The sequence below is a fragment of the Streptomyces araujoniae genome (assembly GCF_050871195.1).
In the GTDB taxonomy this organism is placed as follows: domain Bacteria; phylum Actinomycetota; class Actinomycetes; order Streptomycetales; family Streptomycetaceae; genus Streptomyces; species Streptomyces bacillaris.
In genome coordinates, this window is record NZ_CP194070.1 from 3,999,301 (window position 1) to 4,012,543 (window position 13,243).

Annotated in this window: 11 protein-coding genes; 4 read left to right on the forward strand and 7 right to left on the reverse strand. The window is 72.9% G+C overall.

Annotation, left to right across the window (positions count from 1 at the left end):
- Positions 1-67: 67 nt before the first annotated feature.
- Both ACQ9ZG_RS16975 and ACQ9ZG_RS16980 read right to left on the reverse strand, forming a co-directional pair.
- The gene (locus ACQ9ZG_RS16975; protein ID WP_084993729.1) at positions 68-826 is read right to left on the reverse strand and encodes a YcnI family copper-binding membrane protein; all 759 of its coding nucleotides are present in this window, start codon (positions 824-826) and stop codon (positions 68-70) included.
- A 188-nt stretch (positions 827-1,014) separates the two neighbouring features.
- On the reverse strand, positions 1,015-1,884 hold the full coding sequence (locus tag ACQ9ZG_RS16980) for a hypothetical protein (protein WP_499280764.1): 870 nt from the start codon (positions 1,882-1,884) through the stop codon (positions 1,015-1,017).
- 306 nt (positions 1,885-2,190) lie between these two features.
- On the opposite strand from ACQ9ZG_RS16980, the gene ACQ9ZG_RS16985 reads away from it, so the two are divergent.
- Positions 2,191-2,700: an ATP-binding protein gene (locus ACQ9ZG_RS16985; protein ID WP_032754452.1), complete on the forward strand. Its 510-nt coding sequence runs from the start codon at positions 2,191-2,193 to the stop codon at positions 2,698-2,700.
- Between the two features lie 67 nt (positions 2,701-2,767).
- Here ACQ9ZG_RS16985 and ACQ9ZG_RS16990 read toward each other — a convergent pair whose 3' ends face one another.
- Together ACQ9ZG_RS16990 and ACQ9ZG_RS16995 are read right to left on the reverse strand one after the other, a co-directional pair.
- A complete protein-coding gene (locus ACQ9ZG_RS16990; protein ID WP_109917036.1) occupies positions 2,768-4,249 on the reverse strand; it encodes an aminopeptidase P family protein in 1,482 nt (493 codons plus the stop codon).
- A 127-nt stretch (positions 4,250-4,376) separates the two neighbouring features.
- Entirely contained in the window at positions 4,377-5,756 is a 1,380-nt protein-coding gene (locus ACQ9ZG_RS16995; RefSeq protein ID WP_499280766.1) for a PP2C family protein-serine/threonine phosphatase, read from the reverse strand.
- A gap of 697 nt (positions 5,757-6,453) precedes the next feature.
- On the opposite strand from ACQ9ZG_RS16995, the gene ACQ9ZG_RS17000 reads away from it, so the two are divergent.
- Both ACQ9ZG_RS17000 and ACQ9ZG_RS17005 read left to right on the forward strand, forming a co-directional pair.
- Positions 6,454-7,203 (forward strand): bifunctional DNA primase/polymerase, encoded by a 750-nt coding sequence (locus ACQ9ZG_RS17000; RefSeq protein ID WP_109915521.1) that lies wholly within the window; start codon positions 6,454-6,456, stop codon positions 7,201-7,203.
- 758 nt (positions 7,204-7,961) lie between these two features.
- Positions 7,962-8,273 carry a hypothetical protein gene (locus ACQ9ZG_RS17005; protein WP_050451207.1) on the forward strand — a complete coding sequence of 104 codons (312 nt, stop codon included), beginning with the start codon at positions 7,962-7,964 and terminating at the stop codon, positions 8,271-8,273.
- Between the two features lie 320 nt (positions 8,274-8,593).
- On the opposite strand, the gene ACQ9ZG_RS17010 is transcribed toward ACQ9ZG_RS17005, so the two are convergent.
- The 3 genes from ACQ9ZG_RS17010 to ACQ9ZG_RS17020 all read right to left on the reverse strand — a co-directional run bounded on the left by ACQ9ZG_RS17010 (position 8,594) and on the right by ACQ9ZG_RS17020 (position 11,381).
- Entirely contained in the window at positions 8,594-9,559 is a 966-nt protein-coding gene (locus ACQ9ZG_RS17010; RefSeq protein WP_109915520.1) for a DUF5926 family protein, read from the reverse strand.
- Between the two features lie 292 nt (positions 9,560-9,851).
- On the reverse strand, positions 9,852-10,460 hold the full coding sequence (locus ACQ9ZG_RS17015; protein ID WP_078562468.1) for an ATP-binding protein: 609 nt from the start codon (positions 10,458-10,460) through the stop codon (positions 9,852-9,854).
- A gap of 84 nt (positions 10,461-10,544) precedes the next feature.
- Complete coding sequence (locus ACQ9ZG_RS17020; RefSeq protein WP_018489911.1) at positions 10,545-11,381, reverse strand: glycerophosphodiester phosphodiesterase; 837 nt, start codon at positions 11,379-11,381, stop codon at positions 10,545-10,547.
- Positions 11,382-11,582: 201 nt separating this feature from the next.
- Between ACQ9ZG_RS17020 and ACQ9ZG_RS17025 the strand changes: the two genes are divergently transcribed.
- On the forward strand, positions 11,583-13,187 hold the full coding sequence (locus ACQ9ZG_RS17025; protein ID WP_499280769.1) for a S1C family serine protease: 1,605 nt from the start codon (positions 11,583-11,585) through the stop codon (positions 13,185-13,187).
- Positions 13,188-13,243: the final 56 nt, after the last annotated feature.

Consider the following 13,243-nt stretch of genomic DNA (forward strand, 5'->3'; position numbering starts at 1 on the left):
TGGGACCGGCGGGCCGGGCCGCACGCGTGCGCCGTAGTACGGACGCGGTGGGCCCGGCCCGGCCGGATCAGGCCGTACGGCGGCGGCCGGCGAGCACGCCGAACGCGACGCCCGCGATGCCGACGACGATGCCGATGATGCCCAGGGTGCGCGCCGTGGTGTCGCTGGACGAGGAGGACGCGGCGTGCGTCTCCTTCTTGTCGCCCTCGGCCGAGGCGGCCTTGTCGTCGGCCGCGTGGTCGTCACCGGCCTTGGTGTCATCGGCCGCGCCACCGCCGTGGTGGTCGTCGGTGGCGGCGGAGAGCGCCAGGACCGGGGCCGGGGAGTCGGGCTCCTCGCCGCCGGCCTTGGGCTCCTCGATCCAGCGGACGACTTCCTTGTTGTCGTACGTCTGGATGGCCTTGAAGACCATCTGGTCGGCGTCCTCGGGGAGCTGCCCCACGGAGACCGGGAACTGCTGGAAGTAGCCGGGCTCGATCTTGGAGCCGTCCGCGGTCCAGGTCACCTTGGTGACGGCCTCGGTGATCTTCCGGCCGTGCACCTCCAGGGGCTTGTCGAGCTTGCCCTTGGTGATCTCGATCTTCCAGCCCGGCACGGCCTCGGGGGTGACGGAGGAGAGCGGCTGCCCGGCCGGGAAGTTCACCTCGAGCTTGACCGTGGAGGCCTGGTCCCGCTCGTTGGGGACCTTGAAGTTGAGGGTGGCGTAACCGCCCTTGGCGGCCTCGCCCTGCGGCTGGACGCTGACGTGCGCGGCGGCGGGACCGGCGAGCAGCAGGACGGTGGACGCCGCGACACCGGTGGCGAGGGCGATACGGGAAAGGTTCATGGCAGGGATCACTCCACAGAGGACGGGGAATCACGGTGGTCCGTCGCGCGGGTGCGCGACGGCGGCACGACACCTCGTCCGGTCCAGGAGGAATCCGGTACTGCCCACGGGGAGCCGCCCGGGAACAGGAGTGGGCGGCCCGTCCCGGCGGTGCTGATCCGTTCCGGGCGGTGGACGACGGTGTCGCGTCAGGCTGCGAGGGCGTACGGGGCCGGAGGCCCGCGCCTGATCACCAGGTGCTGCAGAGGATCCCCGGGCGTCGGTACCGGGTCGTCGTCGGCCGTACGCAGGGCGCGCGGCCCCTTCGTGAGCTGCTCGCACGCTCCGGTGCGCAGGGCGCGTACGAGCGCGAGCGCGGCGCGCAGGGAGCGCAGCCGGGCGGCGGCCGTCAGCTCCTGGGCGCCGTAAGCCGAGAGCCGGGCCAGCCGGAAGAGGGCGGCCTCACCGCGCCGCAGCAGCCAGCCGGCGGCGAGCGCGGCGAGCAGATGGGCCAGGAACATCGGCAGGGCCGGCAGCAGGGTGAGAGCCGTCGCGTACGCCGACGCGATGCCCGGGCCGCCGTCGGGGACCGCGCCGGACGCGGTGGCGGCCGAGGCGAGGTGGCCGTGGCCCTGTGCCGCCGCGGCCGTGACCGTGGCGGGGTCTATGCCCGCCGTGGTGACGATGCGGTGCGCCTCGGTGGCGTCGAGCTGTCCCGGGCCCGCCCCGCACACCAGCCCGGCGGCGAAGCGGATCAGCGGGTTCTCGCCGCTGGACCGGGGCGCGGCGGCGGCGACGGCCTGGGCGCTGCCGTGGCTGCCGTACGCGAAGAGGACGTGCAGGAGGAGCTGACCGCCCGCCAGCGCACACGCGATCGAGCGCAGGGAGCGTTCCCGTCCGGCGAGGGCCGAGGCCACCGCGAGGACGCCCAGGAACCCGGCGAGCAGGGTCCACGCGGGGACCGGCGCACCGGCGGCGAAGGCGTGTCCCGCCGCGGACAGCACGACGCAGACCGCGGTGAACACCGCGGCCCTCATGAGCCGCAGACCGGCTCCGGCGTGTGCGACAGGCGTGGACATGGCCGGAACATCATCGCACTGCGCACCCCCGCGCGGTACGGCAGGTCCGGAACATCAGCCTCCGTCCCCAAGCGTGCTTGTTGCGGCTGTTGGCGGGGGATGTACGGAGTGCGGACGCCCCGTTTCCGGAACGTGTCCCGGCCCCCGGGTCCCGCCCCCGACCGCTCCTTCCGCGCGCGGCTATACACCGGAGCGCGGAATATACGCATCCGCCGAATGAGGGCTCTCACAGCCGATCCGTGCTTACGAAGGGCGAAGCGCGGCAATACGTATCGATACGTCGAGCCGCGGCCGGGAGGCTGGAGCATGAGCATCTGGTGGTCACTCCATTTGCGGCGCGAGGCTGCGAGCGTTCCGCTCGCCCGTCGTTTCCTGCTCGGCACCATGGAGACGGCGGGGGTCGACCCCGACATCTGCTTCGACCTGTCGGTCGCGCTCAGCGAGGCCTGCGCCAACGCCGTCGAGCACGGTGGCGACCGGTCGGGCCTCGTGGAGCACGGAGAACCGGGCGACCGCGGCGATCGGACGGACCCCCGCCCCGGAACGTCCCCGGCGGACTCCGGGCAGTACCGGGTCACGGCCTATCTGGACGGCGAGATGTGCCGTATCGAGGTGGCCGACTCGGGACCGGGCTTCCCCGCCCGGCGCGAACTCACCCCCGCGCCCGCCCCCTGCGTCGCCGAGAGCGGCCGCGGGCTGGACCTCATCGAGCAGCTGGCGGACCACGTCCAGTTCGGCAACCGGCCGGGCCGGGGCGCCGTGGTCAGCTTCGACAAGGTGCTGAAATGGCGGGAGGGCGCGCTGCTCATGGTGTGAGCGGCGCGCCCTGCGAAGCCGTCAGCCGTAGGTACGGCGGTGGTTCGGCCGGACGTACGGCGGTGGGTCAGCCCTTCAGCCGCGCCATCCAGGCCTCGACCTCGTCGGCCTGGCGGGGCAGCTTGTCGGACAGGTTCCGGTTGCCGTCCTCCGTGACGAGGATGTCGTCCTCGATCCGGACGCCGATGCCCCGGTACTCCTCCGGCACGGTCAGGTCGTCGGCCTGGAAGTAGAGCCCGGGCTCCACGGTCAGGCAGACGCCCGGCTCCAGGATGCCGTCGACGTACGCCTCGGTCCGCGCGACGGCGCAGTCGTGGACGTCCATGCCGAGCATGTGGCCGGTGCCGTGCAGGGTCCAGCGGCGCTGGAGGCCCAGCTCCAGGACCTTCTCCACGGTCAGGTCGCCGAGCAGCCCCCACTCGACGAGCTTCTCGGCTAGCACGCGCTGCGAGGCGTCGTGGAAGTCGCGGAAGGCGGCACCGGGCTTCACGGCGGCGATGCCCGCCTCCTGGGCCTCGTACACCGCGTCGTAGATCTTGCGCTGGAGCGGCGAGAACGTGCCGTTGATCGGCAGCGTGCGCGTCACGTCGGCGGTGTAGAGGTCGTTGGTCTCGACACCGGCGTCCAGGAGCAGCAGCTCGCCGGGGCGGACGGCACCGTCGTTGCGGACCCAGTGCAGGGTGGTCGCGTGCGGACCGGCGGCGCAGATCGAGCCGTAACCGATGTCGTTGCCCTCGATGCGGGCGCGCAGGAAGAAGGTGCCCTCGATGAAGCGCTCGCTGGTCGCCTCGGCCTTGTCCAGGCTCTTGACGACGTCCTCGAAGCCGCGCGCGGTGGCGTCGCAGGCCTTCTCCAGCTCGGAGATCTCGAAGGCGTCCTTCACGATGCGGGCCTCGGAGAGGTGGACGCGCAGCTCCTCGTCGCGCTCGGCGGTCACCTTGTCGGTGAGGGCGGCCTCGATGGAGGCGTCGTGGCCGCGCACGTTGCGGACCGGGCCGGTGGCCTCGGACAGCGCGGCGGCCAGCTCGCGGACGTCCTTCGCGGGGATGCCCAGCAGCTGCTCGGCCTCGGTGAGGGAGTGGCGCCGGCCGACCCACAGCTCGCCCTGGCCGTCCAGCCAGAACTCGCCGTTCTCCCGGTTGGAGCGGGGCAGCAGGTAGATCGTGGCCCGGTGGCCCTGCTCGCCGGTCGGCTCCAGGACGAGGACGCCGTCCTGGGTCTGGTCGCCGGTGAGGTACGCGTACTCGGTGGAGGCGCGGAACGCGTACTCGGTGTCGTTGGAGCGGGTCTTCAGGTTGCCCGCGGGGATGACCAGGCGCTCGCCGGGGAAGCGCGCGGAGAGCGCGGCGCGGCGGGCGGCGGTGTGCCCGGCCTGCGGGACCGGGGCGAGGTCGTGCAGTTCGGTGTCGGCCCAGCCCGACTTCATGTTCTCGGCGAGCTCGTCGGAGACGCCCGGGTACAGGCCGTTCTTCCGCTGCTTGATCGGCTCCGCTGCCTCGTTCTCTTCGGTCTCCTGCTCCGGGGTCTCCGGGATGAGCTCCTCAGACACGTGTGACTCTCCTTGATACGACGCTGGACCACCCCCCATCGTACGGGCGTACGGAAGGGGGCCCAGGGCCGAAAGACCTGTTACTCAGGAGGTCCCACCGGGCCCCTCGGGCACGGGGGACGCCGCCTCAGTCGAAGTGTGCGGCGAGGACGACCACGTCCTCGGTGGAGTCGCTCCGGTCGAGGCCGTCCGGCAGCATCGCGCGCAGGACGTGGTCCGTGACGGCGGCGGGGTCGTGCCGGTCCGCCCTCGGCACGGAGGCGGCCGCGGAGTGCAGCCGGGCGAAGGCGCGGTCCATGGCGTCGCCGGTGCGGCGGAGCAGGCCGTCCGTGTAGAGCAGCACCGTTTCTCCCGGTGCGGGGGACAGCTCCACGCTCGGTGCCTCCCAGCACGCGAGCATCCCCAGCGGGGCGGAGAGCGTGGTCTCGACGTACTCGCAGCGCCGGTCGCCGAGGATCAGCGGCGGGGTGTGCCCGGCCCCGGCGAGCACGATCGTGCGGGCGGCGGGCTCGCAGTAGGCGAAGAGGGCGGTGGCGGTCCGCGCGGGCTCGGTGAGCCGCAGCAGCAGTTCCAGGTCGGAGAGTACGGCGACGGGGTCCTCGCCCTCCATCACGGCGTACGCCCGCAGGCCGGCGCGGAGCCGGCCCATGGCGGCCATGGCGCTCGGTCCGGAGCCGCCGACGGAGCCGACCGCGAGGCCGAGCGCGTGGTCGGGCAGCGGCAGCGCGTCGTACCAGTCGCCGCCGCCCCGGGGCCCGGTCCGGTGCCGGGCGGCCAGCCGGACGCCGGGGACGCGGGGCAGCCGGCTGGGCAGCAGCTCCTCGGCGACGGTCGCGAGGTCGGCGCGGGCCCGCTCCAGCTCGGTCAGGCGGGCCAGGTGCTCGGTGGCGTACCGCGCGTAGAGGCCCACCAGGTGGCGCTGCTTCTCCGAGGGCTCGCCCGGCTCGTCGTAGAACCAGACGGCACCGCCGAGCCGGCCCGCCGCTTCGGAGGCGAGGGGCAGGGCGTAACTGGCGGCGTACCCGAGGCGGATGGCGACCTCGCGGTGGCGGGGGTCGACGTCCTGGTCACCGAGCAGGTCGGGGGTGGCGATCCCGTCCCGCGCGTCCGCGGCGTCCGGGGGACCGTCGAGGACCCGGCCCAGGGCGGTGGCCGAGCGCTCCACGGTCTCCAGGTGCCCGAGGTCGGCGGGGCCGAGCCCGAGACCGAGGGTGGTGGCCGGGGGCGTGGTGTCCGCCCGTTCCAGTACGAGGAGTCCGCGGCGGGCGCCTACGAGGGCGGCTCCGGCGTGCAGCAGCTCGTTCAGGGCGGTGTCGAGGGTGGCGGTGGCGGCCAGCCGCTCGGTGAGTTCGTGCAGGGTCGTGAGGTCCGAGACCCAGCCCGCGAGGCGGTCCTGGATGAAGGCTCCGGGCGCCGCCGGGATCTCCTTCAGAGGAACGGCAGCTTGCGTTGAAACCGGAACCTCTGGATCGATTCCAGCCACTTTCGGCAGGTGAGGGGCGCTCATGACAGCCAGCTCTCATGCTGGTGCGATTTGTCGAATAGCATCGCAAACCCCCATGTGATTCTGCGCCACTATCAATGCATCCACATGTACACGCACAAGTAACCTGATGTCCAGTATTGTCCCCTGGAGGCTCGCCGGATCGGCACCGCTTCCGGGCCTCTCCGGTGTCATCCGGCGCTCTTCCAGTGTTGGGTAAGTTGGCCGAAAAATGTACCCTCCGGCGCCGATTTGCGGTCGACTGGGGCAGCTCAACAAGGGGTTCGGCCGGGGTGAAATGCCCGGGACAGCGTCATTCCGGGCAGGCTGGGTACGTAATCGACGATGCTCGGGGCAGACGCTCACGGGCGGATGTGATCGCTCAGGAACCTGACAGCGGGTCCGGAACGTCCTTACCCGTGACGGTCGCGATCACGTGGCGGTCACGCCTCCGCCCGACGCGGCGGGGACCGGGCCCGGCCGGTAGGCACGAGGCGCCCGTGGCGGGCGCCCCCGGCTCCACACAGCTCGGCACCACCTCAGATCGGTTCCACTCGGATCGGTTCCACTCGGCTCGGCTCGGCTCACGCTCGGTACCGAAGGCACGCCCGTACCGCAGAACCTCATGAGCACGTACGCACAGCGAAGAGACGTGCACGCGATGTCCCACACGCGTCTACGTCATGTGGACTCGGCGTTCAACGGAAAGGAACGAGCGCTCATGCGCGAGATCCTCGGAAGGCGACGCAGGCTCCGGCTCCGGCGCAAGGAGGGTGCCGCCCGGCTGGAAGCGGCCCTGACCTTCGCCACCGCGTGGCAGTGGCCCGTGCTCCCCGGAGCCGGGACCGCGCCGGCCGCCCTGCGCGAGGGGCGCGGCCTCGGCTGCGTCTGTCGTGACCCCGACTGCGCCGTTCCCGGCGCGCACCCCTTCGATCCCGTACTGCCGGCGGCCACCACGGACGAGCGCATGGTGCGCTGGTGGTGGACCAACCGCCCCACCGCCCCGGTGATCCTGGCGACCGGCGGCCGTGCGCCGTGCGCCGTGAGCCTGCCCGCGCTCGCCGGTGCGCGGGCGCTGGTCGCGCTGGACCGGATGGGCATGCGGCTGGGCCCCGTCGTCGCGACGCCCACCCGGTGGTCGCTGCTGGTGGCCCCGTACACGCTGGAGCGGCTCGGTGAGCTGCTGTACAGCAAGGACTGGGTGCCCAGCTCGCTCCGGTTCCACGGGGAGGGCGGCTATCTCGTCCTGCCCCCCTCCGAGATCGGCGCGGGCCACGTCCGCTGGGAGCGGCCCCCCGCCCCCTTGGCGGCCCCCGTGCCCTCGACCCCGGTCCTCCGCCGGATCACGAAGGGCGGCGGCGGACGGGCGGAGGCGGCGGCCCCCTGGCTCCCGGATGTCGAGGCGGTCCTGGACGCCCTGGTCGAGGCGAGCACCAGCGCCCCGGACGGCGGCAGCCGACTCGCGTACTGACGGACCGGGCCGGTGGCACGCGTATGGACGGCCTGAGCCGGTGGCGCGCGCGTGTTAACGGTCTGAGCCGGTGGCGCGCGGGCTGACGGCGTGCGCGGGCCCATGCGCGTAACGACGGCGTGCGCGGTCCGGCTTGCGTACTGATGGCGTGCGCTGGCCCGGCTTGCGTACTGACGGGGTGCGGTCGGCCTACGCGCGGTCGGCCCGCTGCGGCAGGTGTACGCGGGCGGTCCGCGCGGTGGCAGGTGTGCGACGGCGTACGGCCCGGCTCACTCGTACGGGTGTGAGCCGGGCCGTATCGGTGGTGAACGGGCGGAGGACGGCCCGGTCGCCCGCCTCGCGTGGATATCGTCGGCCTCGCATACGCGCGTAGGCGCGTGCGCGTGCCGGCCGGGTCACCCGCGTCGCTCGGATACCGGCGCTGCCCGGTCACGCGCGCAGTCGGCAAGGGGGCCACCATGAATCTCCGCATGATCGGCCTCACGGCTGCCGTGGCCTTCGCGTGCCTGATTCCGATCGTTGCCTCCGCCGATCCCGGAGGCGCCCCGGACGCCGGATCGGCGGACGTCCATTCTCCGGACAGTTCATCAGAAATGCGTGCGGAAAAGCTTTCTGATGATGTGTATACGGATTCCGGTGCGGCGGCGGAACTCCGTACTTCCGCATCGCCGTCCCCTTCGGCATCACCTGCCGGTGACGCGGCCCGGTGCGGCCCCGAGCTGGTCGCGCCGGAGGGGGTCGAGGCGCAGACCTGTGTCATGACCGGTGGCGGCGAGACCTGGGCGCGCGCCTACTACCGCAACACCTCCGGAGCCGAACTCCGTTCCGTAGTCACGCTGATGGGGCCGGGCGGCCGGACCGTGGAACTGCACTGCGCCCTCCCGGCCCACGACGAGCCGGGCAGCTGCGAGACCCCGAGGAGCCCCTCGGCGGGCGGGCCGGATGCCTATGCGGCGGTGGCGGAGTACGCGGGCGCGGGGCCGGTGGAGGAGGCGCCGCTGCTGCTGCGCGCCGGATCCGACCGGGCGCCGACCCCCGAAGCATCGGGCCGGCCGGAGGCATCGGGCTGAGCGAACCGTGGGCCTGAGCGAACCGTCGGGCTGAGCGGGCGTCCGGCGCTGATCGAGCGCGTCGGGCGAGCGGGCGGGCCGGGGCGCGAGTGGCCGACGACGAAGACGTCCGGCGGGGAAGAGATCCGGCGACGGAGACATCCGAAGACGAAGACGCCCGGTCGCTGGCGACGGGGGATGCACCAGCGACCGGGCTTCTAGAACGGTAACAAGAGATCTGCCGTTCGCAAATTCGATCTCGCCTACGGGGACGCCGATTTACTTGTGAGTACGGCGAGTTGTGACGCGAGTCACCGTGCGCGGCAGGGGTCCCGGCAGGGTCAGCTGAGGGTCACCTGGCGGTTGGTGAGGCCGCCGCGGGCGCGCCGCTCCTCGGCGGTGAGCGGGGCGTCGGAGGCGAGCGCCGCCGCCAGTCGCTCGGCGAACGCGACGGCCGGCTTCTCGCACGCCTCGGCGCCCATCGAGGTCGGCAGGTCCCAGACGGGGACGACCAGCCCGTGCGCCCGGAACGATCCGACGAGCCGGGTGTTCTCGCCGAGCGAGGAGGTGCCGGCGGCGTGCAGCCGGGCGAGCGCGTCGAGGAGCTGCTCCTCGGGGTGCGGCATGACCCAGCGCAGGTGGTTCTTCTCCGGGGTCTCGCACCAGTACGCGGCGTCGACGCCGGAGAGGAGCACCGTCGGGATCGCGGCGGCGTTCGCGCGCTCCAGGGAGGCGGACACCTCCGGGGTGGCGTTCTCCGCGTCGGGGACCCAGAACTCGAACCCGGTGTGGACGACCGGCTCGAACGCGCCCTCCGGGTCGAGCAGATCCTGCAGGCGCGGCCCGTCGGCCGGTACGCGGCGGGCGGTGACCGGGGTGCCGGGCTCGACATCCAGGGCGCGCTGGAGGGTGTCCGCGAGGTCGCGGCTCAGGTCGCCGGAGGAGGTGTCGTTCTGGAGGGCCAGGAGGACGGAGCCGTCGTCGCGGCGCAGGGCGGGCCACGCCATCGGCAGCACGGTCGCGAGGGTCACCGACGGAACGCCCTCGGGCAGTCCGCCCTTCAGCGTCAGCTCGACGGTGGCGGCGGGCACCAGCTCGCGCAGGGCGACCCAGTCGCACTCGCCCGCCAGTCCCTCGAACGGGCGGTGGACCAGCTCGGTCACGGCTTGGGCGGCGGCGCGTCCGTGACACGCCTTGTAGCGACGGCCCGAACCGCACGGGCAGGGCTCACGGGCCCCGACGACCGGGATCTCACCGTCCTTGAGCTGCTGCTTCCCGGCCTTGGTCTGAGGGCGCTTCTTGGCCATGGTGGGCGTTCTCCCGATTGCGACAGTGCGGTCTCGGCGCGAGCCTAGCCGCCCGCGACCGGGTCGCCGTACACGCGCCCGTGGGACCGTCGTCGTGCACGCGCGCCCATGGGGCCGTCGTCGTACATGCGCGCCCGTGGGACCGACGTCGTACGCACGCGGGCCCGTCGGACTGTTGCCGTACCCGCGCGCCCGTGAGTCCGTCGCCGTGGACACGCCCGCGGCACCTTCGTCGTACCCGCGTACCCGCGCCCGCGACTGCGCAACTCCACGACTCCGCGGTCGAGGGCGGTCAGCTCGCGTCGTCGAGGACGTCGGAGAAGTCGAGCCCTTCGAACCCGGTGAGTCCGCCGACCGCGCCGATCTCGGGCGGCTTCGGGGAGGGGACGTGGGCCCAGACCGTGACCTCGCCCGACGAGTCGTCCCGTACGCCCCACTCCTGGGCCAGGGCGCTGATGATGTTGAGCCCGCGCCCGCCGCGTGCCGTCACCGAGGGGGTGGAGGGAACCGGGCGGGTGGGCCCGCCGCCGTCCGTGACCTCCACGGTGAGGCCGCCGCCCGTGTCCACGCGCCACGCGGCCAGGATGTCGCCGTCACCGACGTCCGCGTGCCGCCCCAGTGGCCTGCCGTGCCGACAGGCGTTGCTGAGCAGTTCGGAAAGGATGAGAACGGCGTCGTCCACGACCGCGTCCGACACCCCGTTGCCGCGCAACTGCTCACGCATCCGGTGTCGTGCCTGCCCCACGCCCGCAGGGCCATGGGGAACGGCCATGCTCGACGACGCAGGCACCTCTTGTGCCACCACCAACGCCACCCCCGAGACCTCCTTCGCCCCACGCCACGGGTTGGATGCCCCACTGAGCTGCGCCGGAAACCGGCCAGGGGGCTGTCGGTGACGCACTCGTCACGAAGAAACGCTCGACGAGTGCGCCGGTGTACTCCCCGCCGGGGTGGTACGGGGGGTGCTTCGCGTGCCTGTTGTGTGCTAAATGCGGCCCAGTTGGGACAGGACCTGCTTGGGGCGGTTGGTGATGATCGCCTCGACGCCGAGTTCGGCGCACAGCTCCACGTCGGCCGGTTCGTTCACGGTCCACACGTGGACCCGGTGGCCCGCCCGGTGGAGCCGCTCGATGTATCCGGGGTGGCTGCGCACGATCCGCATGCCGGGTCCGGCGATCCGCGCTCCGGCGGGAAGCCGGCCGTCGCGCAGCCGGGGCGAGACGAACTGCATCAGGTAGACCGTGGGCAGCGCGGGCGCGGCGGCCTGGACGCGGTGCAGGGAGCGGCCGGAGAAGCTCATGATGCGGATGGGGGAGGGCCCGTCGGCCGGCGGCTCGGCCAGCCCGAAGCGCTTCAGCAGCTGCAGGAGCCGCTCCTCGACCTGCCCGGCCCAACGGGTGGGGTGCTTCGTCTCGATGGCCAGCTGGAGCGGCCGCCCGGTGGCCCGTACGTCGGTGAACAGCTCCAGGAGCCGTTCCAGGGTGAGTACGGAGGTCAGCTCGCCCGGCGCCGGATCCCAGTCGGGCGACTCCTCGCGGTCCTTCCAGGAGCCGAAGTCGAGGGCGGCGAGGTCGGCCAGCTCCAGGGCGGAGACGGCGCCGCGCCCGTTCGACGTGCGGTTCACCCGGCGGTCGTGCACGCAGACGAGGTGGCCGTCGGCGGTCAGCCGGACATCGCACTCCAGGGCGTCGGCCCCGTCCTCGATCGCCTTGCGGTAGGCGGCCAGGGTGTGTTCGGGGGCGTCGTCGGAGGCCCCGCGGTGGGCGACGACCTGGATCGCGGTGTGGGTGCTGCGCTGCCGTGCGTGGGTCACGGGCGCCATGGTGTCACCGCCACGGGGGTGGCTGAGCACATGTCACCCTGGAGGTCTGTTTTGTCTGATGTAAAGATTGGTGTGCGGATGCACAGGTCCTGCTTACAGTGGCCAGACGCGCCGTGGGAAAAGCTGACCGCAGACACCTGCACAGCGGATTTCTTGCCGAATGCCGACTGGATGCCGAGTGGAACCGAGGAGTAGAGAGCTGTGAGCACAGAGAACGAGGGCACCGAGGGCAACGCGGTACCGGCCGTGCCGTCCGTTCCGCCCGCACCTCCCGTGCCCGCCACCGCTCCCGACCCGGCGGCGGAGAACGTACGGGACGAGCCCCGGGACACGACGGCCGCTGAGGCGACACCCCCCGCCGCCCCGGCGACCCCGCCCGCCACCCCGACGCATGTGGACGCACCGCGCCACACCCCCACGGCCCAGGGCACGCCCCAGGACCACGCGGCGACGGCCCACACGCCCCCGCACCCCCACCAGCCCCCGCACTCCCCGTACGGGGCGGCGCCCGAGCCCCCCGCGGGCGCCGCCTCCTGGCCCCCGCCCCCGCCCGCGGTCCCGTCGTACGCGGGCGGCGGCGCGGCCCACACGCCCGGCGGCGGCGTCGGCAACGGGAGCGGCGGCGGCCCGGTCTGGGGCGCCCCGTCCCCGCAGCCCGGCCACACCCCCTCCCAGGGCTCCGGGAAGCGGGGCGCGGGCGGACTGATCGCGGCGGTCGCGGTGGCGGCCCTGGTCGCCGGCGGCATCGGCGGCGCGCTCGGCTTCTGGGCCGCCGACCGCAACGACAACGGCTCCTCCGGCAGTTCGACCACCGTCTCGGCGTCGGACTCCCCGAGGGACCTCAAGCGCCCGGCGGGCACCGTGGCCGGGGTCGCGGCGAAGGCGCTCCCCAGCGTGGTCACGATCGACGCGCAGGGCGGCGACGGCGAGGGCGGCACGGGCACGGGCTTCGTGTACGACAAGGAGGGCCACATCCTCACGAACAACCACGTGGTGGCCTCCGCCGCGGAGTCCGGCGAGCTGTCGGCGACGTTCTCCGACGGCAAGAAGTACGCGGCCGAGGTCGTCGGCCGGGCCCAGGGCTACGACGTGGCCGTGCTGAAGCTCAAGAACCCCCCGGCGGGTCTGGCCCCCCTCCCCCTCGGCAACTCGGAGAGCGTGGCGGTCGGCGACTCGACGATCGCGATCGGCGCCCCCTTCGGCCTCTCCAACACCGTCACCACGGGCATCATCAGCGCGAAGAACCGCCCGGTCGCCTCCGGGGACGGCTCCAGCAGCAAGAACTCGTACATGAGCGCCCTGCAGACGGACGCCTCGATCAACCCGGGCAACTCCGGAGGCCCGCTGCTGGACGCCACGGGCGCGGTCATCGGCATCAACTCCGCGATCCAGTCGACGGGCGGCGGCCTCGGCCAGTCCCAGGCCGGTTCGATCGGCCTCGGCTTCGCGATCCCGATCAACCAGGCGAAGAACGTCGCCGAGCAGCTGATCAAGACGGGCAAGCCGGTCTACCCGGTGATCGGCGCGACCGTCTCCATGGAGGAGAAGACCGGCGGCGCCGCCATCTCCCCCGAGGGCGCGGCCGGCACCCCCTCCGTCACCCCGAACGGCCCGGCCGCCAAGGCGGGCCTCAAGCCCGGCGACGTGATCACCAAGTTCAACGACACCGTGATCGACAGCGGTCCCACCCTCATCGGCGAGATCTGGACCCGCAAGCCCGGCGAGAAAGTGACCTTGACGTACGAGCGCGACGGCAAGACCTCCACTGCCGAAGTCACCCTGGGCCAGCGCGAGGGCGACAGCTGACCGGCTAGGCTGTCCTACGCGTCGACCGTCCCCGCGACGCCTGACGGCCCGTCGGC

What these genes read in the sequence shown, in the direction of transcription:
- ACQ9ZG_RS16975 (WP_084993729.1), bottom strand. Translation starts at nt 826, where the DNA reads ATGAACCTTTCCCGTATCGCCCTCGCCACCGGTGTCGCGGCGTCCACC.
- ACQ9ZG_RS16985 (WP_032754452.1), top strand. Translation starts at nt 2,191, where the DNA reads ATGAGCATCTGGTGGTCACTCCATTTGCGGCGCGAGGCTGCGAGCGTT.
- ACQ9ZG_RS16980 (WP_499280764.1), bottom strand. Translation starts at nt 1,884, where the DNA reads ATGTCCACGCCTGTCGCACACGCCGGAGCCGGTCTGCGGCTCATGAGG.
- ACQ9ZG_RS17000 (WP_109915521.1), top strand. Translation starts at nt 6,454, where the DNA reads ATGCGCGAGATCCTCGGAAGGCGACGCAGGCTCCGGCTCCGGCGCAAG.
- ACQ9ZG_RS17010 (WP_109915520.1), bottom strand. Translation starts at nt 9,559, where the DNA reads ATGGCCAAGAAGCGCCCTCAGACCAAGGCCGGGAAGCAGCAGCTCAAG.
- ACQ9ZG_RS17005 (WP_050451207.1), top strand. Translation starts at nt 7,962, where the DNA reads ATGACCGGTGGCGGCGAGACCTGGGCGCGCGCCTACTACCGCAACACC.
- ACQ9ZG_RS17020 (WP_018489911.1), bottom strand. Translation starts at nt 11,381, where the DNA reads ATGGCGCCCGTGACCCACGCACGGCAGCGCAGCACCCACACCGCGATC.
- ACQ9ZG_RS16995 (WP_499280766.1), bottom strand. Translation starts at nt 5,756, where the DNA reads ATGAGCGCCCCTCACCTGCCGAAAGTGGCTGGAATCGATCCAGAGGTT.